A 19,062-nucleotide genomic window follows, 5' to 3' on the forward strand; every position below is an offset into this window, starting at 1 on the left:
CGAATGACTCGAACATCGCCCCATCCCGTTTTCGGGGTGAGGAAGTGTTTTAGGGAAGAGCAGCAAAAAGAGCCGCCCCGAAGTTTGTATGTAAGGAGGAAATGAATCAATCATCCCCTGCTTCTTTCGCTCAGAGGGATTGGCGCATCATCGCCATCCCTTTTTCTTTTTCCATCTTTTCGCCAAGAACAATAAGATTTTGCTATTAAGATTTTGCTATAATGAAGAAAAACGCAAGGGGGCATCGCGATTGCCAAACGAAATGGAGACGATCATCATTCAGACGCTCCGCCCGGCTCTTCACCCGTTCGTCATCTACCTGTTCGGTTCAGCCGCCCGTGGGGCGATGCGCCCGGACAGTGATGTCGATATCGCCTTTGTCAGCGACGGCGAACCGCATGATCCGTATGAGCTGTTTCGGCTCGCGGGGCATTTGGCTGACAAGTTAGGGCGAGATGTCGATCTTGTCGATTTGCGCCAAGCCAGCACGGTGTTTCAAGCGCAAGTCGTCTCGACGGGAAAAGCCATTGATTGCCGCGACGAGCGGAAACGGGCTGAGTTCGAAATGAAAACATTGAAAATGTATGTGAAACTAAACGAAGAGAGAGCACCGGTGTTAAAACAAATTACGGAAAGCGGGAGCATATATGAAAAGTGATGTCATTTTAAACAAGATCAGCGTGATCGAACGCTGCCTGAAACGAATTCGTGAAGAATATAACGGCGATCCAAAAAATTTACAAAATTACACAAAACAAGATTCGATCGTTCTGAATTTACAGCGGGCGTGCGAGGCATGCATCGATTTGGCCATGCATATTGTGGCCGAGCAGAAATTCGGATTGCCGCAGCATAGCCGCGATGCATTCGCTCTCCTCGAAGAACATGGGGTCATCTCCCCTTCCATAAGCAAAAAGATGAAGGCGATGGTCGGATTCCGCAACATCGCCGTTCACGACTATCAACAACTGAACCTTGGCATCTTGCAAGCCATCGTCGAACACCATCTTGATGATTTCAAACAATTTACGAAAGCCATCCTCGATTATGCTAAGAAAAACAGCTAGGCCGGCTCCCACGCGGAAGCCGGCCGGTTAGCGCCGCAGACCGTTCATCAACACGTGAATCGTCCGTTCCATTTCCGCCTCATCGTCCCAGTTGTGGTCAGGCAAAAGGAGAAAGCGGGCGGCCAAAAAGCCGGCGAGCGATGTGATCGTCAAGCGGATGACCGAATCGACCGGCAGCTCGGCCAACTCACCTTTTTCTTGAAAATGGCGGACAATGCGGGCGAATTTTGGATACACGTGCTCGGTAAACACGCGTTGAAAGCACTGTTTAATCTCGGAATGAAAGGCAACCTCCTGCCAAAGCACGCGAATCGCCGGCAAATACGTTTTCACAAAGGTGTAGCGGTTGGCGAGCACCGCGCGCAAAAACTGTTCGTACGTCTCATATTCGTTGTCAAACACTTCGCGGACGAATTCTTTCGCCAAAAACGGGGCGACGGAATGAAACAACGTCGGCGTGACGATGGCCAGCAATAAATCTTTTTTCGTCTTATAATGGCGGAAGATCGTCCCTTCCGCCACCCCGGCCTTTTTGGCGATTTCACTCGTGGAAGTCGCCGCATAGCCTTTTTCGGCAAACATTTCCACTGCGGCTTCCAAAATTTTCAGCTGCTTTTCACTGAACTGCCCTTCCTTGCCGCCGATTTGCAGCAATTCCTGAATCCATGAATGCTCGCTCATGACTCTACTCCTTACAGCTTGCGGTATTTTTTCAATGCTACTACATTTAATAGCATAAACAGCATCGTAAAGCCAAGCAGCACGTACACATCCACGGCGATGGCGCTAAAACCTTCTCCGCGCACCATAATATCGCGCAGCGCATCCGCCCCGTAGGTGAGCGGCATGATGACGCTTAAGGAACGAAGCCATTGTTCCATCGTGTCGAGATTGAACAAACCCGAGAAAAACACTTGCGGCACGACGACAAGCGGGATAAACTGCACCATTTGCAGCTCGTTGTTGGCGAACGCCGACAGCAGCATCCCAAGCGCAAGCGCCGTCATCGCCAACAAAAACGTAATGAGCAGCACATACCCGAACGAACCTTCCATCATCATGTCGAGCACATCAATGGCAAACCATGAAATTAAGCTTGCCTGAATCGTCGTAAACAATCCGAACCCGATCATGTAGCCGGCGACCATTTCCCAGCGCCTGAGCGGCGTCGCCATCAGCCGCTCGAGCGTCCCGTTCGTCCGCTCGCGCAAAAATGACACTCCAGCAATCAAAAAGACAAAAAAGAAGACGAAAAAGCCGATCAGCACGGGGCCGAAATAATCAAATGACGCCATGTCGCTTGATCCGTGCCAATACGTTGTTTTCAGCTGAAACGGGGGCTTGGGCGCCATGGACTGAAACGCCTTTTGCACCGCGACCATCACCGCCTGATTGGCCGTCGGGTCGCTTCCTTCCAGCGTAAGGTGCGGAGCGCTTCCGCTCATGTCAAGCCACGCGTCAATGTCTTGATCGTCCAGCTGCTTTCGCGCTTGTTTTGCTGACAGCTCTTTCACGTTCGCTCCTGCTTCTTTCAACTTGTCAACAACCACCTCAGGCACGTGTTCGCTGACGGCAATGGCTGGTTTGTATTCTTCGCCATTAAACACCAAATCCATTAACAACAAGACGAACATCGGCGCGACAATCATGAGCGCCAGCGTGCGCTTGTCGCGGAAAAACTGGCGGATGATGCGGACGACAATGGCCAACACTCTCATCGACGGACACCTCCAAACGTCAAAAACGCTTGCTCAATCGTTTCCGCGCCTGCTTCCTGTTTCAATTCATCCGGGCGGCCGACGGCGATCAGACGGCCTTCGCGAATCATGCCAAGCCGCCCGCACTTTTCCGCTTCATCCATCACATGGGTCGTGACGACAATGGTTGTGCCGCGCTGGCGAATCCGCTCAAGCTCCGCCCAAATCGATTGGCGCAGCAACGGATCGATGCCGACCGTCGGCTCATCCAAAATAAGCACGTCCGGTTCATGAAGCAAGGCGATCGCCAGCGACAACCGACGTTTCATCCCTCCTGAATATTGGTGCACCAGCTTTTTTCGATCATTCGTTAAGTTGACAAGCGCCAACATGTCATCGATCCGCTCCTTTTGTTTTTTCCCTCGCAACCCGTAGATGGAAGCAAAAAATTGCATGTTCTCCAGCGCAGTCAATTCTCCGTACAGGGCATCCGACTGGGCCATAAAGCCGATCCGCTTCATGGCGCCAAGATTGGGCATATTCACGCCGAGCACGCGAATCGTCCCTTCGCTCGCCGCATCAATGCCGGCGATCATGCGCACCAACGTCGTCTTGCCCGCCCCCGACGGGCCGAGCAGGCCGAATATTTCCCCCGTCTGGACTTCCAACGACACATCGTCGATGACTACTTTTTTTCCAAACCGCTTGGAGACACGCTCGACTTGAATACATGGATTGGCGGTCATTGCTTTTCTCCCTTTTGCATAGTAGTGAGTAATCACTCATATATAGTATAAAAAAGATAAACCTTTTTGTAAAGTGAGTAATCACTCACAAAACAAATTTTTTGAGCTGCCGAACTGTCGGCAGCCCCTCTACTCGTTCATCGTTTGCATGTCTTGCCAGCCGTAGCACCACTCCCATAATGCTTTTCCACCGATTTCCACCCTTTCCTCGGCCAGTTTTTCACCGCCAAGCCGTTCGTAAAAACCGCGTGACGGATTGTCGGCAAGCACCCAGACGACCAGCGAATGAATGCCTTTTTGCGTCAAATCGCCGACGAGCGCTTGCACGAGCTGCCGGCCGAGCCCTTTTCCTTGCACCTCTTTAAGCAAATAAATCGCATACAGCTCCCCGTCATACTTCGCTATCAGACCGTCGGCTGCCCGATTTGGTCCGCCGGAGACGAATCCAACGACGCGTCCGTTTTCCTCGGCGACAAACACGGAATGGTCCGATTGGCGGAGCACCTTCTCCCATAACGTTTGTTTTTCTCCCACTGCCAACGTCTCCAAGTACGCGTCCGGCACGATGCCGCTGTACGTCGTCTTCCAACTTTCGACGTGGACCGAAGCGATGGCCAGTGCGTCGACCCATGTGGCTTTACGGATCATCGTTTTCCCCCTTTTCCCCAGTTTGATAGAAGTTTTCAAATTGAACGCTCTCCCACCTACGCTTGAGCTTTGAGGTGAGAGATTGTTGGAAACACCCGCCCCACAGCAGGCTGTCAACCAAGCCATCCCCGCCCAACACGTGGAAGTGGGGGTCTTCTCGGCGCGAGATGATAAAGAAAAGCAGGGCGGTGCTGTTCCCGCCCGCCTTCTTTGCTTCTTTTTACAAGGCTTTGTCATCGACGCTGTCCAACCACCGCTCGATATGGCCGACGACCGAAGCGACCGCCCCGTCAGCAAACGGCGACTTTAGGTTGGCGCTTTTGACGAGCTCAGTAAACGGCCGGCTGCCGCCCAATCGGCAAAGCGCCACATAGTCGCGCCAGGCTGATTCCCGGTCTTCCTGCGCCCGCTTCCAAAACTGGAACGCGCACACTTGCGCAAGGGTGTAATCGATGTAATAAAACGGATCGGTGTAAATATGCCCTTGCCGCTGCCAAAACCCGCCGCGCTCAAGGTAGTCATGGCCGGCGTAGTCTCTTGTCGGCAAATACGCTTTTTCGATGTTGCGCCAGACACTCTTCCGCTCAGCCGGCGTCATATCCGGGTTCTCGTAGACAGCGTGCTGAAATTCATCGACCGCAACGCCGTACGGCAAAAACAAGAGCGCGTCGCTCAAATGGGCGAACCGGTATTTGTCGGCGTCTTCGCCGAAAAAGAGCTCCATCCACGGCCATGTGAAAAATTCCATGCTCATCGAATGGATTTCACACGCCTCAAGCGTCGGCCAGTTGTATTCCGGAATGTCGTAATGACGGCTTTCATACACTTGGAACGCATGTCCGGCTTCATGGGTCAATACGTCAATGTCGCCGGATGTGCCGGTAAAGTTCGAGAAAATAAACGGCGCCTTGTAATCATCGATATACGTGCAATAGCCGCCGCCCGCCTTCCCTTTTTTGGCGACGAGGTCCATCAATTCGTGTTCGACCATATAGCGGAAAAACTCGCCGGTTTCCGGCGACAGCTCTTCATACATGCGCCGGCCGTTGTCAACAATCCAAGCGGCGTCCCCTTTTGGCGCCGGGTTGCCGCTCGGAAACATGAACGGCTCATCATAATATGTAAGCCGGTCGACCTGAATCCGCTGCCGCTGGCGCTCGCGCAGCTTTGCTGCGAGTGGGACGATGTGCGTTTTCACTTGCCGGCGGTAGCCTGCGACCATATCGGCATTGTAATCGGTCCGGCCTAAACGGGCATAGCCGAGCTCAACAAAGTTTTTGAACCCAAGCTTCCGGGCGATCGCTGTGCGGACGTGGACGAGCTCATCATACAGCTCATCGAGCTCTTTTTCGTGGTCCGTGAAAAACGAAAACCGCGCTTCGCTCGCCCGTTGGCGCATCGTGCGGTCCGGCGACTCGACAAACGGCTGCAGCTGGGCGAGCGTCCGCTCCTCTCCTTCAAACATGATTTTCGCCGATGCGATGAGCTTCGTATATTCGCTGGCCAGCTTGTTTTCTTTTTGCAAGTCCTCTACAATCGCCGGCGCGTATGTTTTCAGTTGCGTTTCCGCCAACGCAAACAGCTGTTTCCCCCATACTTGTTCCAATTCAGCGCGGAACGGCGAGGAAACAAGCGCGCGGTAATAATCGTTGACAAGCCCCTTGACGATCGGCTCCGTTTCATCGAAAAAGTCTTGTTCTTTCTTATAGAACTCATCGTTTGTATCGATCGTATGGCGAATATGGCAAAGGTTCGCCATCGTGCTGTAGCGGCGGCGCAGCTCATTGATCCGCTTCATCGCCTCGTGTTGCAAGGCGGCGCTCCCGGCGCGGCGGAACGAATCAAGCGCTTCTTGAAACGATGCTTGCAATTGAGCGATGTCCGGCCGCTCGTAACGAAATTCGGAAAACTTCATGCTCTGTCCCTTCTTTCCTTTCATTTTTATATTTTTTCATCACTCAGCCGATCTACTGTTTATTCGCCATGAATCCTCAAAATCCTTCTCGATTTCCCATTCTCTGGGTTCATCACCACAAATTATACTAATCATTTCACTCATATTTCGCAACCTTTGCATCATATACATTTTCCAAAAACATATTGACGTTTTTTGTTGAATTGAATTGACGTTTTTTGTTGAATTGAGTAATATAATGTCGACAACGATATACCCCCTCTCCACTTCAATGGGATAGAGGTTGCGGTGAACAAAAGTAGCGCTGTCGAGGCTCGGAGCGGTCGATGATGCAGCGGGAAAGGGTTCACCGCCGAAGTTTGCGGCGCGCTCCGGCGGCGCAAGCTGGGCCTGCGTCCGAACAGGCGCAGGACTGCCATCGCCCTTGGGCGATGGAGCGCTATCGCCATTCAGTTGGATGCGAATCATGCACCCGCTGAAGAGGCGCGGGTGCTTTCTTTTTTTTTGAAAGGAGCGTTTTGACCTTGGATCAGCAACGAAAACTTGGCATTTGGGTGTTAACCGCGCTTGTCGTGGGCAATATGGTTGGTTCCGGCATTTTCATGCTGCCGCGCTCGTTGGCGGAGGCTTCGAGCCCCATCGGCGTGGTAACTATTCAGCCACATCATAAAGTGAGCTGAATATTTTTTGCTTTTCCTGTCTATGATGTGAATATTGATAGACAAGGAGGTGAATCACATGTTGACGGTACAACAAGCTGTATTTACAGTTGAGGGCTTAATCGGCAAAGTCCAACAACAAAAACAGCTCATTCATCAACTCGTTCAAGAAAATGAACATTTGCGTCACGAAAACAAACAACTACGCAAAGAAAATGAACAACTGAAGTACCGTGTTCAAGAGCTGGAAGCACGCACGAAAAAAAACAGCTCCAATAGCCATTTGCCCCCATCTTCTGACCGTTTTGCCAACACACGTTCTTCTCGTCAACCATCTGGCAACAAGCCAGGCGGACAAGAAGGACATCAAGGAACGACGCTCCGTCAAGTGGAACATCCACATCATCGTGTCGTCCACCGTGTGCATACGTGTCAAGGATGTGGGGCTTCTTTGCGTGACGTCAAACCGTTCAAAGTCGATATCCGTCAAGTGTTTGATGTCCCTCCTGTGGCGATCGAGGTGACACAACATGAACGTGAAGTGAAATCGTGTCCACATTGTCGATGCGTGCAACAAGCCGAATTCCCATCCCATGTCACGAATCATGTGCAATACGGTCCACGGCTCACGGCGCTCGTTGTTTATTTACATCATATCCAATTGATCCCGTACAAGCGTTTAAGTGATACAATCGAAGCGTTATATCAACACTCGATTAGTACAGGAACTCTTGCCAATATGGTGAAACGAGGACGCGAAGCGCTGGAATCAAATATGGACATCATCGAAGACGCCTTACTTGAATCCAACATCCTGCATGTCGATGAAACGAGTTTGCGCATCAATGGGAAACTCGCATGGGTGCATGTCGCGTGTACATCGAGATATACATACTTGGCTCCTCACGCTTCTCGTGGAAAAAAAGCGACCGATGAGATCGGGATTCTTCCCCGATATGAAGGGACGATGATGCACGATGCGTTCGGTACGTATCCGAAATACACACATGCCACCCATGCCCTTTGTCATGCCCACCATTTGCGTGAGTTAAAAGGATTCATCGAACAGGGGCATACGTGGGCGATGCGCATGACCACGTTTCTGTTAGCCGCCAAGCAAGCCGTCGAAGCCCATCACGGTGCACTTTCCGAAGAAGAAGCGAGACGGTGGGAACGAGTGTATGATCGCATCCTAGAAAGAGCACAACACCGATTAGAAACGATGACGCCTCTTCCGAAAAAAGCACTCGCTTTTGTTCGACGCCTTCAAAAACGAAAGGAAGAAGCGCTGCGTTTCTTACGTGAAGTACATGTTCCCTTTGACAACAACCAAGCCGAACGCGATCTTCGCATGGTCAAAGTCAAAGAGAACATTTCGGGTACGTTTCGCGAAGAAACATTCGCGCAGTCGTTTTGCATCGCAAGAAGCATCGTTTCCACACTGACGAAACACGAAAAAAACGTGTGGGATTCGTTATGTCTTCTGTTGGCAGGCGAAACGATCGATCGAGTTCTTTCCGCTACCTAGGGCATTTTCTATGACCGAAATGCCCTATTTGTGCTGGGCTTTTTTATACACTAGCACTGGGGTGAATAGTTACTCGGCGTGATGCTCGCCTGGCTGCTGACCGGAGCCGGCGTTCTCATGACGGCGCTTGTTTTCGGCAACTTGGCAATCCGCAAGCCCGACTTAGGCGGCGGACCGCAAATTTACGCGAAGGAGCTGTTTCCGAAAGGCTCCAATCTCTCGATTTTATCGGGATTTATGTCATCGTGGGGCTACTGGGTCGGCAACTTTGCCGGCAATGTCGCCATCATCACGACGTTTGCGAGCTACTTGTCGACATTTTTCCCTGTATTAACGAGCGACAAAACCGTTCTCACGATGGGCTCGTTTACGCTAAAGCTTGGGAATTTGCTTACCTTTCTCGTCTGCACGGCGCTTCTTTTGGGGATGCATATCATCATTTTGCGCGGTGTAGAAGGCGCTGGCAAGCTGAATTTTGTCGCCACCGCGGCCAAAGTGCTTGGCTTTTTCCTATTTATCGTCATCGCCTTGTTTGCCTTTGACAAAGCGGTCATCGGCCCGCTTGATGCCCCGCGTTATGACGGAGACGGACAGCCGATCGGTTTGCTTGGACAAATCAACAACGCCGCGTTATCGACACTCTGGGCGTTTGTCGGCGTTGAATCGGCGATGGTGTTCGCTTCCCGCGCGCGCAAACAAGCGGACGTAAAACGGGCGACGATCGCCGGCCTGCTCATCGCCTTAGCCATTTACATCGGCATCAGCTTTTTGGTGATGGGCGTCTTGCCGCAACGCGAACTGATTCAATCGGAAAAACCGCTCGTTGATGCCATCATTGCCATCGTCGGACCGGCGGGCGGCTACGTGTTGGCTGGTCTTGGGCTCATTAGTCTGCTCGGCTCGACGCTCGGCTGGATCTTGCTGAGCGCTGAGGTGCCGTACCAGGCGGCGAAACAAGGGCTGTTTTTGACGGCCTTTTTGAGAGAAAACAAGAAAAACGTGCCAAGCTTCTCGTTGACGCTATCGAATGCATTAGCCCAGCTGTTCATTTTCTCGACCATTTCCCATTCGATGGCGGCAGCGTTCGATTTTGTCATTTACATCGCTACGCTCGCTTATCTCGTTCCATATTTGATTGCTTCCGTCTTCCAGCTGAAGCTCACGCTCACGGGGGAAACGTATGCGGCAGGACGGGAGCGGCTCGCTGACGGCATCGTTGCGGCGCTGGCAACATTGTATTCCGTCTGGGTCGTCATCGCCGGGACGGCGGATATGAAAACGTTCCTGCTGGGCGTTGCCTTGCTGGCAAGCGGCGTGATCTTCTACCCGCAGGTGAAAAAGGCAGCGCAGCAGGCAAATGAAAAACAAAAACTGTCGGCATAGCTAAAAAACGGACGCCTATCGTTTGGGCGTTCGTTTTTTCTGTTTTAGGCAGGATCTTGTCTTTCGGAAGACGAAATATACAATGTAGTTCCATTTTACTTAAAAGAAAGAGGGGGCCAACTGATGAACAACAACGAACAACCGACAAAACGCCGCGGCATAACGGCGGAAGATTTGCTTCGCCTCCGCTCGGTGCGCGACCCGCACTACGCGCCGGACGGGACGCGCGCCGTGTTTGTGGAAAAATCGATTGATGAGGAAAAACAATACCGCTCCCATTTATGGATATGGGCGGCAGACGGCTCCGTCCGTCAATGGACGTTCGGCCGCTGGCGCGACATGAAGCCGCGTTTTTCCCCAAGAGGTGAAATAATCGCCTTTTTATCTGACCGCTCCGGACGCACACAGCTTTGGCTTTTGCCCGCCAATGGCGGTGAGGCGCGCCAACTGACGTTTTTCAAAAACGGTGTGCGCGATTACGTTTGGTCGCCGGACGGAACGTTTCTCATCGCCCTAACGACGCTTGGCGATGATGAAACGATTGAAGACCGCGAAGAACCGGAAAAGGCAGAAGTGAAGCGAGCCGACCTGAAACCGCGCGTGGTCGAGCGGCTGTATTACAAATCGGACGCGTCGGGTTTTCTTGACGGCAAGCAGGACGTGCTGGTGCGCATCGATGCGGCGTCAGGAAAAACCGAAGCGTTGACGGGCCGCGAGGAAGAAATCGGTTCGTTTGCCGTTTCCCCAACCGGACGGACGCTCGCCTTTGTCGCCAACCGAAACGATGATCCAGACACAACCTTTACGCGCGACATTGTTTTGCTTGATCTCGAATCGAAAGCGGAAACGAACTTGACGAACGGATGCGGCACATTCGCTTCGCTCGCCTGGTCGCCGGACGGAACGAAGCTCGCCGCCATCGGCCATGATCTTGCTTATCTCGGGGCAACGCTTCACCGGCTTTACGTCTTTGAGCCGGAGCGTGGAACGAAGCGGGTGTTGACCACCGATTGGGACGTCCATCTCAGTGACGCCATGGTCGGCGACACACACGCTGATGCGAAAGGGCCGGGACCGATTTGGGCGAGCGACGGAAGCGGCCTGTATGTCACCGCCTCGGAGCGCGGACGCGTCAACTTGTATTTCGTCCCGCTCGACGGCCCGATCGTTCCGGTGATCGAAGGCAACTTCCATTTATACGGTTTAGCCATCCACCCAAGCGAACAGCAAGCCATCGCCGCCATGAGCGAGCCGACGGTCATTGGCGATTTGTATATAATCTCGCTTGAAGACGGAACGAAAACACGGCTTACGCGTGCCAATGAAGCGCTCGAAAACGAAGTGGTGTTCGCCGATGCCGAACCGTTTACGTATCGATCGGCGGACGGTTTGGAGATTCAAGGCTGGATCGTCAACTACCCCCACTTAGCTAACGCTTGAAGTGGGGGCTTGCAACTCCCCAGAAGTACAAGCGGACTTCGTCCTCCTTCCTTGACTTGGGGTTGCATCAGGGCAGGTTGACAACTACCCAACGACGCAGGTCATGCCTGCATCGTTACCGATTCTCTCGGTGTGTCTGTTGGCAGTACTTGGCTTCCACACACAACAGACGGATCTACGCTCGATGTTTTACGGTTACAACGTTTCCTGTAACCAACTCCATACATCGAGTAGCAGTTATTGGAGTGCCTTTATTAAACGGTTTTCTCCACGCCTTTATTATATCATACACAAAAGAAAAGGGGAACGCGCATTCCTCTCCCACTTACTCCCTTTGGTCGTTGAAGTGGGAGTCTCCTGCGCGAAATAGGATGAAACCGCCTGAGCTTGACGAAGGGGAAAAGGCGCCGCTTGTCGTCGAAATTCACGGCGGGCCGCATGCGATGTATGGATTTACGTTTTTCCATGAATTGCAGCTGCTCGCTTCATCCGGTTATGCCGTGCTGTTTACGAACCCGCGCGGCAGCCACGGATACGGCCAGTCGTTTGTCAATGTGGTGCGCGGCGACTATGGCGGCATGGATTATGAAGACATTATGGCTGGCGTCGACGCCGCCATCAGCAAGTTCGACTTTATTGACAAAGAACGGCTTGGCGTCACCGGCGGCAGCTACGGCGGATTTATGACGAACTGGATCGTTGGGCATACCGACCGATTCAAAGCGGCTGTCACTCAACGTTCGATTTCCAACTGGCTCAGCTTCTCTGGCGTGAGCGACATCGGCTACTTTTTCACGAAATGGGAAGTCGGCTACGACGTTTTGGAAAACGCTGAGCGGCTTTGGCATCATTCGCCGCTCAAATACGTCAAACACATGCGCACACCGCTTTTGATTTTGCACAGCGAACGCGATTACCGCTGCCCGATTGAGCAGGCCGAACAGCTGTTTGTCGCCTTAAAGCAGCTCGGGCGGGAAACAAAGCTCGTCCGCTTTCCGGACGCCAACCACGATTTGTCGCGCACCGGCAACCCTGCTCTTCGGCTTGAGCGTCTTCGCCATATCGTCGACTGGTTTGACCGCTATTTGAAAGGAGCATCGCATTAATCCGAAAGGAGAACCACCATGTACGCACTCGTCATCGGTGGGACAGGCATGTTAACCGACGTGTCGCTTTGGCTCGTGCGAGAAGGGTACCATATATCCATCGTCGCCCGGAACAGGGAACGGATGGAACGGCTCATCGCCCGCGCCGCACATCTGGAGGCCATTACCCCGCTTTTGGTCGATTATCGCGATCATGATGTACTATGTTCCTTGATTCACCAAACAATCAATGAAAACAGAGCCTTCGACCTTGTTGTCGCATGGGTGCACAGCGACGGGAAACAGGCGTTTCCGGCCATCATCCGGGAAAATAGCAGACATCCCGGTCCTTGGCGTCTGTTCCACGTGCCCGGCAGCCGGGCCCATCCGGCCGAGGCAAAGCGGGAACTCCGTTTGTCTTCCGCTTGCCTGTACCGGCAAATTCAGCTTGGCTTCGTGATCGAAGAGCACAGCACGCGTTGGCTCACCCATCAAGAAATCAGCAGCGGCGTCATTGACGCCATTCGGCGTGATGCGCCGTTTCATCTTGTCGGCACACTAGCATCAGAGAAGAAGCGGCCGCATTAATGGGAAGCGCCCTCTCGTTTGTACCGAGAGGGTGCTTTGTCCGCCTTTGGCGCGGATGGTTTCACGATGGAAGCAGTTCGACATAATCGCCCGTTTTCAAGCCGGCCGCGTTCGCTTCATCGGTGTCAATGTGCATATCTAACGCAAAATCTTCGCTGACGCGGACGATCACTTCGTCAAAAATGAGCGCCCGCTCCCCTTGCGTTTTCACTTTCACAACTTGTTTATCGCGGACGCCAAACGTCTCGGCATCTTTCGGCGTCATATGAATGTGGCGCTTGGCAATGATCACCCCTTTGTCGACGGTCACCGTCCCCTTCGGCCCGTGAATCGTAATGCCCGGCGTTCCGTCAATATCGCCGGATAAGCGGACCGGGGGCGCGACGCCGAGCTTGAAGCTGTCGGTTTTCGAAATTTCAAGCTGGGTGAGCGAACGGACCGGTCCGAGGACGCGGACGTTTTCAATTTTCCCTTTCGGCCCTTCGACCGTCACCGTTTCCTTGGCGGCGAACTGGCCAGGCTGCGACAACGGCTTGAGCACCGTCAGCTCGGCGCCTTCGCCAAACAGCGCCGCCATGTGTTCTTTTGATAAATGAATGTGGCGATTCGATACCCCTACTGGAACCATCAATGGTGATCTCTCCTTTTTTGCTGGCTATGGTATGTTCTTTATATAACGTATCCATTTCCGGCAAAATTAAAGAGGCCGACCTCGCGTCAGCCCCTTGTTTTTGCCCCATATCCTAATTTTTTCAGCAGCGCAATCGCCTGCTCTTTTTCTGCCGCCGTCAGCGCCGAAACCGTTTCGTGAATTTTTTCCGCATGCTCGGGAAATACGCGCTCAATAAACCGCCGCCCCTCTTCTGTAATGGACGCGTACGTGACGCGCCGGTCCTTTTCGCAGGCGCGGCGGACGATCAATCCTTTGTTTTCCAGTTTGTCAATGACGTAGGTGATGCTCCCGCTCGCCAGCAAAATTTTTTCGCCAATTTGCTGGAGCGGCTGATCCCCTTTATGGTATAACAATTCTAACACGGCAAATTCGGTCGGATTGACCCCGAATGAGTGGATTGATTTGTTCACTTGGTCGCTTACGGCGCGGTAAGCCCGCGACAATACGATAAACAACTTTAGCGATTGCTCGAGTTCTTGCTCTTTTTGTTCCATGCCATCCAACCCTTTGCATTTAACCATTTCTTACTTGCATTATACTTGAACAGCAAACAGGCAGGCAACCGTTTTTGCCAGGCGCTGGTCCATTTTTCTCACCAGCGGCCGTTCCTTTCGCTATGATAATTTTGTTATAGGGCAGCGCTTGGGCGATTGTCACATTTGTGGAAACAGCGCATACGAAAAAATAAAGGCTGATGAAGGGGGAATTGGATGAACGGGGTATTGACCGGCAGTGTGCTGTCCGCCTTATCGACCGGACTTGGCGCTGTGCCGATTTTGTTTATGGCCAAATCGCTCACCCACCGCTGGCGCGATGTACTCCTCGCGTTTTCAGCCGGCATTATGATGGCGGCCTCGATGACAAGTCTTATTCCCGAGACCCTGCGGTCCGGCGGTTTTGAGGCGCTCGCCATCGGATTGGCGGCGGGGGTGCTCGTGTTAACGTTGCTTGAGATGACCGTCCCCCATATCGACTTGGAGCATACGAAAAGCGGCTTGCAATTCGACGAAAAGGCGATGCTCATCATCGCCGCCATTGCGATGCACAATCTCCCCGAAGGGCTGTCAGTCGGGGTGAGCTACGCCTCAGACGGCGCTTCGCAAATCGGCAATTTGATCGCATTGGCCATCGGCTTGCAAAACGCGCCGGAAGGATTTTTGGTCGCCTTGTTTTTAGTCAATCAGCAGATTGGCCGCTTTAAAGCGTTTGTCATTGCCACGTTAACCGGCGCGGTCGAAATTGTGACGTCTTTGCTCGGCTTTTATTTAACCTCTCTCTTCCGCGGCCTCGTTCCATACGGGTTAGCGTTTGCCACCGGGGCGATGCTGTTCATCATTTACAAAGAGCTCATTCCCGAAAGCCATGGCGACGGCAACGAACGGATCTCGACGTACGCCTTTATTATCGGCATTTTGTTTATGATTTTGTTAACCGAATCGTTTTAGCGGTCTCTCCTTCCGTCATCGAGGCAAGCGCTCCTCTCCATACAGAACGAAACACCCCGCTGCCTTGCCTGGCAACGGGGTTTTCTCATTATTGGACAGCCTCTTCTTTCTCTTCATACGGATGGGCGACCCAACCGGACGGGTTGATGAACAGGCGGACGGCTACGACTTGGCGGTCGTCCATGAGCGTAAAGTAGTGCGGATTCCCTTCCGGCACGGAAATGACATCGCCGGCTTCCAGCTCGACGTCAAAATAGCCGGTCTCTTTGTCGCCTTTGATAATGAAAATGCCATGGCCGGCCGTAATGGCGCGCACTTCGTCTTCCGTATGGATGTGCACTTGTTCAAATTTTTTCAGCAGTTCATCCAAGTTCGGCGTCGCATCGGACAGAGCGACGATATCCCATGTTTTGTAGCCGCGGCGCGCCGCCAAGTCTTCAATTTCATCTTTGAACGCCGCCAAAATTTCATTTTTCTCTTCATCGGTGAGCACGTATTTGTCGCGCAAATGCTCCGGCAGTTTGGCAATGTCCCAATGCTCGTACAGGACGCCTTGGCTGTTTAAAAAGGCGCGCACATTCTCCTCTCCTGTAATCACTTCACCTGTTTTTCTCACTTTGATGACGGCCATGTCAAAATCCCCCTTCTAAAAGATGTATCCTGAATCCGTGATGGTTGGAAATCAACTTTGATTTTGGTGTTAGTTCTATGGATATATGATCCATACATCCCTTTTTTTGATGATTCCCTGCACCACTTTCATGTTTGAAAACGAGATAAATCCTCTTTTATGGAGATACAAACCAAAAAAGAGACAAAAAAAGTACAGGGGGGAGTGATGGATATGAGTACCCGAACATCTGTTTGTTATCTCACATTTCGCACCCTCTCAACGAAAATCGGGAGGATTTTTTCGTTCCGATGTCGAATGAATCCTTGACACACAAGGAACGTAAAGGAGTTTTTCTCTTATGAACGTTCAAGTCAAAAAGGTCTATCGCAATTATTATTTGAATATAATAAGTGCCCTATTCAAGAAACTGGGCCTGCCCCAATTGATTGACCATCTCGTTCCCGTTGATCCACAGTGCCAGACTCGAGTCAGCGATGCCGTTCAGGCCATCATCTACAATATGTTTGACGGCCGGCAAGCCCTCGTTCACGTGGAACGATGGGCTCAGGAGATCGATCTAGAGAAACTCATCCGTCCCGGTCTCCATCCTTCCTGGTTGAACGACGATGCCTTGGCTCGTCATCTCGACCGCTTGTATGAGGCCGATATTCACAAGGTGATCAGCACTTGCTTGATTCACATTTATCGCAAAGAAGGCCTTTCCCTCCGAGCCTTTCACGCCGATACGACGGACAAGACGGTTTACGGCGCGTATGAATCGGCCTCATTAGAGGCTTTGCAGATCACACATGGCTATAACCGCCATCATCGTTGGCAAAAACAGATCGGTTTCGGACTGGTCGGCAACGAGGACGGCATCCCGTTTTACGGCGATGTGCACGACGGCAACCTGCCTGACAAAACGTGGAATCCGGAGGTGCTGTCCCGTGTCCACGAACAGCTGAAGCAGGCCAAAATCGAAGACGAATGGATTTACGTGGCCGATTCTGCCGCGATGACGAAAGAGACCCTGGCGCAAACCAAAGCGGCCAACGCCTTTTTGATCACCAGAGGCCCTTCGTCGCTCCGGATCGTGAAAACCGCGCTGGCCGAAGCGGATGCTGAGGACACGACGTGGAGCGATCCCTTTACGTTGGCGGAGAGAAACGGCGCCACGTACCGGGTATGGGAAACGGCCTCGACGTATGAAGGCCACCCCGTTCGGCTGATCGTTGTTGAATCGAGCGCGCTCGACCAGCGCAAAGGAAAGACGCTTGAAAAAGAACGAACCAAAGAAGCGGAGCTTCTTCGCGAGGAACAAGCCCGTTGGGAGCGTCACCCCTTCTCCTGCCGGGAAGATGCCGAACAAGCCTTGGCGTCCCTCAAGGCGTCCCTTCGCCCCCGGTTTCATCGGGTTGAGGCCGCGGTCGAAGAGATCGTACGCCCGAAAAAACGGCGCGGACGGCCGAAAAAAGGGGCGGAACCCGAGGTGGAGACGCTGTATTTCTTGCACCTTGACGTCGAATTCGACCAAGACGCGTGGGAACAGGCGAGACGGAAAGCGTCCCGGTTTGTCCTCGTCACGACCGTTCCGAAGGAATGGAAGGGCCAACCCATGGATGCCCAAGAGATCTTGAAGCTGTATAAAGGGCAGATCTCGGTGGAAATGAACTTCGCTTTTTTGAAAGACCCTTTTTTCACGGATGAGATCTATGTCAAAAAGCCAGAACGAGTTGCGGTATTGGGCTATTTGTTTCTCTTGGCCTTGGCCATTTACCGCGTCTTTCAGCGCCGAGTGCGCCAGTTCATCACACCCGAACACCCATTAAAGGGCGCCGGAGGCCGCAAGCTGACCCGACCGACGGGACGGGCGATTTTTCAGCTGTTTCAATATGTGAACGTCATCCTGCTGGAGCTGCCGGATGGGCGCATCCAACGCTCACTGGATCGCTCCCTCACCCCTGAACAATGAAGGATTCTGCAGGGGTTGGGGCTGGATGAGAGCATTTACGTGTAACGTCATACGGAACGACCATCGATGGTAAAAAAAGGATTGCCATCGCTCGTCGTGTTGGTCAAAAAGTTATTCTGAAAAACTAAATAAAAAATCCTTTGTTTTGACCTTGTTAGGGTGCGAAATGTGAGTTGTTATCTTGCCTCTTTCCATTTTTGATACACATTCAGTAGGAGTATACTGTACCCACTCCTTCGCGTCAGTTTCATCCAGATCTGTCGTGATCGGCGGACGAGTCGACCTGCCATCGTGATCACCGTCTGAATAATCGTCTTGATGCGACGGCGTTTCACTTTGTGGTGCAACGGATGTCTCGGATCGCTTAATAGATCTTGTCCAATCAGACGAAGAAGATTGTAAACGAAGGCTCCCATGACCAACACGAGCGCATTCGTTTTCATCTTCCCAGATGGAAGCCGCTCTAAATCTAAGTCGCTCTTCAGTTCGCTATGAAACTGTTCGCATGTCGCATGGTCATGATACAACGCGAGCACATCGCTCATTCGAACATGCTCGTATCCTTTGAGCCGCACCCAATAGCTTTCCACTTCATAATCAGGAACGAGCATCAGCTGTCCATTTCGTTCCATCGTCCGTTCCGTCACTTGGGTGACTTGAACGTACGTATACGTGTTTCCATCGATCGCTGCGGTCTGTGGAAGGCATAACTCATACGTTTGTACTCCTTCGCTTTGTCCATCATCGACGCGTCTGCCCTTTTGCGAAGCGATCTGGAACCAAAGCGCTTTCGATTCTCGGCGTAAGTTTCGCTTGATGACAAAGTCCACGTCTTCCTTTAGGCATACGTGCACATTCGCTTCTGCATCGTTTCCTGCATCCATGCGAACAAGCAGACGAGATGAAGTCAGTTGACGAGCTCGACGGATAGCGGTGACTAAAAACGAGGGCATGTTGTCTTGCACATGTTGTTTCCCTGGACGCAACTCGGCATGAACGAGATACCCTTCCTTCCCTGCATACGCAAACAACGGTGTAAAACCGTCAAATCCTTTATACGTTCGACTGACTCCTTCTTTTTTCGTATCGGAGTTGTCAAATGGGGAACCATCTATATCAAGGGGAAGCCATGTCGTCTTTCCTTTGGTCCAACAAGGGGACAAAGTGGCATGTCGTTGAATCAACAGACGTATGGACTCCTCCCAAAGAATCGTTTCGGTCATCGGAAGACAAGCGAGCTGATCGAGTCGTTGTCGCAAGGTTGGAGAGGAAGGCACGTGCTGAATCCCCATCGATGCCGAAAAGATATCGTCCTGACGATACGCTTCGATATGATCGAAATCCGTTTTTCCTGTGGCAAGCAAGCCAATCATCGAGCGAATGACATCGCTATGGGAAATGTGCACTTCTCGACGAACCGTTGGAAGCCGAAGTGCGTTTACCCGTTTATCCAGTTTCGTTTGGTGCAGTAAGTAGCCAACGAGAGCAAGCCCAGCACTTGGGGTAATCGCTTCATCTGTCAATACAAACCGAATCGGGAAATCTTTCATCATATCACCTACTTGATGAAGAATCGTCAACGTCGTTTTCCCTTATCGTATCA

At 52.2% G+C, this 19,062-nt stretch carries 16 protein-coding genes, 3 pseudogenes and 1 riboswitch; of the genes and pseudogenes, 10 read left to right on the forward strand and 9 right to left on the reverse strand.

Annotated elements, in window-relative coordinates; all coding sequences use genetic code 11:
* Nucleotides 1-262 precede the first annotated feature (262 nt).
* Nucleotides 263-658 (forward strand): type VII toxin-antitoxin system MntA family adenylyltransferase antitoxin, encoded by a 396-nt coding sequence (gene mntA, locus NSS88_RS03925; protein WP_031212949.1) that lies wholly within the window; start codon nucleotides 263-265, stop codon nucleotides 656-658.
* Entirely contained in the window at nucleotides 648-1,067 is a 420-nt protein-coding gene (gene hepT / locus NSS88_RS03930) for a type VII toxin-antitoxin system HepT family RNase toxin (RefSeq protein WP_014195290.1), read from the forward strand. Before mntA ends, hepT begins: the two co-directional genes overlap by 11 nt.
* Before the next feature lie 27 nt (nucleotides 1,068-1,094).
* On the opposite strand, the gene NSS88_RS03935 is transcribed toward hepT, so the two are convergent.
* The 5 genes from NSS88_RS03935 to NSS88_RS03955 all read right to left on the reverse strand — a co-directional run bounded on the left by NSS88_RS03935 (nucleotide 1,095) and on the right by NSS88_RS03955 (nucleotide 6,073).
* Nucleotides 1,095-1,748 (reverse strand): TetR/AcrR family transcriptional regulator, encoded by a 654-nt coding sequence (locus NSS88_RS03935; protein WP_033015860.1) that lies wholly within the window; start codon nucleotides 1,746-1,748, stop codon nucleotides 1,095-1,097.
* An 11-nt stretch (nucleotides 1,749-1,759) separates the two neighbouring features.
* On the reverse strand, nucleotides 1,760-2,785 hold the full coding sequence (locus tag NSS88_RS03940) for an ABC transporter permease (RefSeq protein ID WP_033015858.1): 1,026 nt from the start codon (nucleotides 2,783-2,785) through the stop codon (nucleotides 1,760-1,762).
* Nucleotides 2,782-3,510 (reverse strand): ABC transporter ATP-binding protein, encoded by a 729-nt coding sequence (locus NSS88_RS03945; protein WP_049625072.1) that lies wholly within the window; start codon nucleotides 3,508-3,510, stop codon nucleotides 2,782-2,784. The genes NSS88_RS03940 and NSS88_RS03945 overlap by 4 nt, the downstream gene beginning before the upstream one ends.
* A gap of 129 nt (nucleotides 3,511-3,639) precedes the next feature.
* Entirely contained in the window at nucleotides 3,640-4,158 is a 519-nt protein-coding gene (locus NSS88_RS03950; protein ID WP_033015854.1) for a GNAT family N-acetyltransferase, read from the reverse strand.
* Nucleotides 4,159-4,378: 220 nt separating this feature from the next.
* Nucleotides 4,379-6,073, reverse strand: a complete 1,695-nt coding sequence (locus NSS88_RS03955; protein ID WP_033015851.1) for a M3 family oligoendopeptidase — start codon at nucleotides 6,071-6,073, stop codon at nucleotides 4,379-4,381.
* 269 nt (nucleotides 6,074-6,342) lie between these two features.
* A riboswitch (Lysine riboswitch) is annotated at nucleotides 6,343-6,523 on the forward strand.
* Nucleotides 6,524-6,597: 74 nt separating this feature from the next.
* Between NSS88_RS03955 and NSS88_RS03960 the strand changes: the two genes are divergently transcribed.
* The 6 genes and pseudogenes from NSS88_RS03960 to NSS88_RS03985 all read left to right on the forward strand — a co-directional run bounded on the left by NSS88_RS03960 (nucleotide 6,598) and on the right by NSS88_RS03985 (nucleotide 12,756).
* Complete coding sequence (locus tag NSS88_RS03960; protein ID WP_341083184.1) at nucleotides 6,598-6,753, forward strand: hypothetical protein; 156 nt, start codon at nucleotides 6,598-6,600, stop codon at nucleotides 6,751-6,753.
* Between the two features lie 58 nt (nucleotides 6,754-6,811).
* A complete protein-coding gene (gene tnpC, locus NSS88_RS03965; RefSeq protein ID WP_341083186.1) occupies nucleotides 6,812-8,260 on the forward strand; it encodes an IS66 family transposase in 1,449 nt (482 codons plus the stop codon).
* 72 nt (nucleotides 8,261-8,332) lie between these two features.
* Nucleotides 8,333-9,643: pseudogene (locus NSS88_RS03970) on the forward strand (amino acid permease); the annotation flags it as partial.
* 123 nt (nucleotides 9,644-9,766) lie between these two features.
* Nucleotides 9,767-11,071 (forward strand): annotated as a pseudogene (locus tag NSS88_RS03975) (TolB family protein); the annotation flags it as partial.
* Nucleotides 11,072-11,454: 383 nt separating this feature from the next.
* Nucleotides 11,455-12,189: pseudogene (locus NSS88_RS03980) on the forward strand (alpha/beta hydrolase family protein); the annotation flags it as partial.
* An 18-nt stretch (nucleotides 12,190-12,207) separates the two neighbouring features.
* Entirely contained in the window at nucleotides 12,208-12,756 is a 549-nt protein-coding gene (locus NSS88_RS03985) for a short-chain dehydrogenase (protein ID WP_055358067.1), read from the forward strand.
* Between the two features lie 61 nt (nucleotides 12,757-12,817).
* On the opposite strand, the gene NSS88_RS03990 is transcribed toward NSS88_RS03985, so the two are convergent.
* Nucleotides 12,818-13,384 (reverse strand): phosphate propanoyltransferase, encoded by a 567-nt coding sequence (locus NSS88_RS03990; protein WP_033006192.1) that lies wholly within the window; start codon nucleotides 13,382-13,384, stop codon nucleotides 12,818-12,820.
* An 89-nt stretch (nucleotides 13,385-13,473) separates the two neighbouring features.
* The gene (locus NSS88_RS03995) at nucleotides 13,474-13,923 is read right to left on the reverse strand and encodes a MarR family winged helix-turn-helix transcriptional regulator (protein WP_014195273.1); all 450 of its coding nucleotides are present in this window, start codon (nucleotides 13,921-13,923) and stop codon (nucleotides 13,474-13,476) included.
* Nucleotides 13,924-14,139: 216 nt separating this feature from the next.
* On the opposite strand from NSS88_RS03995, the gene NSS88_RS04000 reads away from it, so the two are divergent.
* A complete protein-coding gene (locus NSS88_RS04000) occupies nucleotides 14,140-14,874 on the forward strand; it encodes a ZIP family metal transporter (RefSeq protein WP_055358065.1) in 735 nt (244 codons plus the stop codon).
* A gap of 88 nt (nucleotides 14,875-14,962) precedes the next feature.
* Here NSS88_RS04000 and NSS88_RS04005 read toward each other — a convergent pair whose 3' ends face one another.
* Nucleotides 14,963-15,505 carry a 1,2-dihydroxy-3-keto-5-methylthiopentene dioxygenase gene (locus tag NSS88_RS04005; protein WP_033015827.1) on the reverse strand — a complete coding sequence of 181 codons (543 nt, stop codon included), beginning with the start codon at nucleotides 15,503-15,505 and terminating at the stop codon, nucleotides 14,963-14,965.
* Nucleotides 15,506-15,845: 340 nt separating this feature from the next.
* Between NSS88_RS04005 and NSS88_RS04010 the strand changes: the two genes are divergently transcribed.
* Nucleotides 15,846-17,459 carry an IS1634 family transposase gene (locus NSS88_RS04010; protein WP_340994618.1) on the forward strand — a complete coding sequence of 538 codons (1,614 nt, stop codon included), beginning with the start codon at nucleotides 15,846-15,848 and terminating at the stop codon, nucleotides 17,457-17,459.
* 176 nt (nucleotides 17,460-17,635) lie between these two features.
* Here NSS88_RS04010 and NSS88_RS04015 read toward each other — a convergent pair whose 3' ends face one another.
* A complete protein-coding gene (locus tag NSS88_RS04015) occupies nucleotides 17,636-19,009 on the reverse strand; it encodes an IS1380-like element ISGsp2 family transposase (protein ID WP_047752210.1) in 1,374 nt (457 codons plus the stop codon).
* Nucleotides 19,010-19,062: the final 53 nt, after the last annotated feature.

The organism is Geobacillus sp. FSL W8-1251 (assembly GCF_038005945.1).
GTDB lineage: Bacteria > Bacillota > Bacilli > Bacillales > Anoxybacillaceae > Geobacillus > Geobacillus stearothermophilus.

Bases quoted from the DNA above. Each gene is read 5' to 3' on its own strand.
- mntA (WP_031212949.1), top strand. From the start codon at position 263: ATGGAGACGATCATCATTCAGACGCTCCGCCCGGCTCTTCACCCGTTC.
- hepT (WP_014195290.1), top strand. From the start codon at position 648: ATGAAAAGTGATGTCATTTTAAACAAGATCAGCGTGATCGAACGCTGC.
- NSS88_RS03935 (WP_033015860.1), bottom strand. From the start codon at position 1,748: ATGAGCGAGCATTCATGGATTCAGGAATTGCTGCAAATCGGCGGCAAG.
- NSS88_RS03940 (WP_033015858.1), bottom strand. From the start codon at position 2,785: ATGAGAGTGTTGGCCATTGTCGTCCGCATCATCCGCCAGTTTTTCCGC.
- NSS88_RS03945 (WP_049625072.1), bottom strand. From the start codon at position 3,510: ATGACCGCCAATCCATGTATTCAAGTCGAGCGTGTCTCCAAGCGGTTT.
- NSS88_RS03950 (WP_033015854.1), bottom strand. From the start codon at position 4,158: ATGATCCGTAAAGCCACATGGGTCGACGCACTGGCCATCGCTTCGGTC.
- NSS88_RS03955 (WP_033015851.1), bottom strand. From the start codon at position 6,073: ATGAAGTTTTCCGAATTTCGTTACGAGCGGCCGGACATCGCTCAATTG.
- tnpC (WP_341083186.1), top strand. From the start codon at position 6,812: ATGTTGACGGTACAACAAGCTGTATTTACAGTTGAGGGCTTAATCGGC.
- NSS88_RS03985 (WP_055358067.1), top strand. From the start codon at position 12,208: ATGTACGCACTCGTCATCGGTGGGACAGGCATGTTAACCGACGTGTCG.
- NSS88_RS03990 (WP_033006192.1), bottom strand. From the start codon at position 13,384: ATGGTTCCAGTAGGGGTATCGAATCGCCACATTCATTTATCAAAAGAA.
- NSS88_RS03995 (WP_014195273.1), bottom strand. From the start codon at position 13,923: ATGGAACAAAAAGAGCAAGAACTCGAGCAATCGCTAAAGTTGTTTATC.
- NSS88_RS04000 (WP_055358065.1), top strand. From the start codon at position 14,140: ATGAACGGGGTATTGACCGGCAGTGTGCTGTCCGCCTTATCGACCGGA.
- NSS88_RS04005 (WP_033015827.1), bottom strand. From the start codon at position 15,505: ATGGCCGTCATCAAAGTGAGAAAAACAGGTGAAGTGATTACAGGAGAG.
- NSS88_RS04010 (WP_340994618.1), top strand. From the start codon at position 15,846: ATGAACGTTCAAGTCAAAAAGGTCTATCGCAATTATTATTTGAATATA.
- NSS88_RS04015 (WP_047752210.1), bottom strand. From the start codon at position 19,009: ATGAAAGATTTCCCGATTCGGTTTGTATTGACAGATGAAGCGATTACC.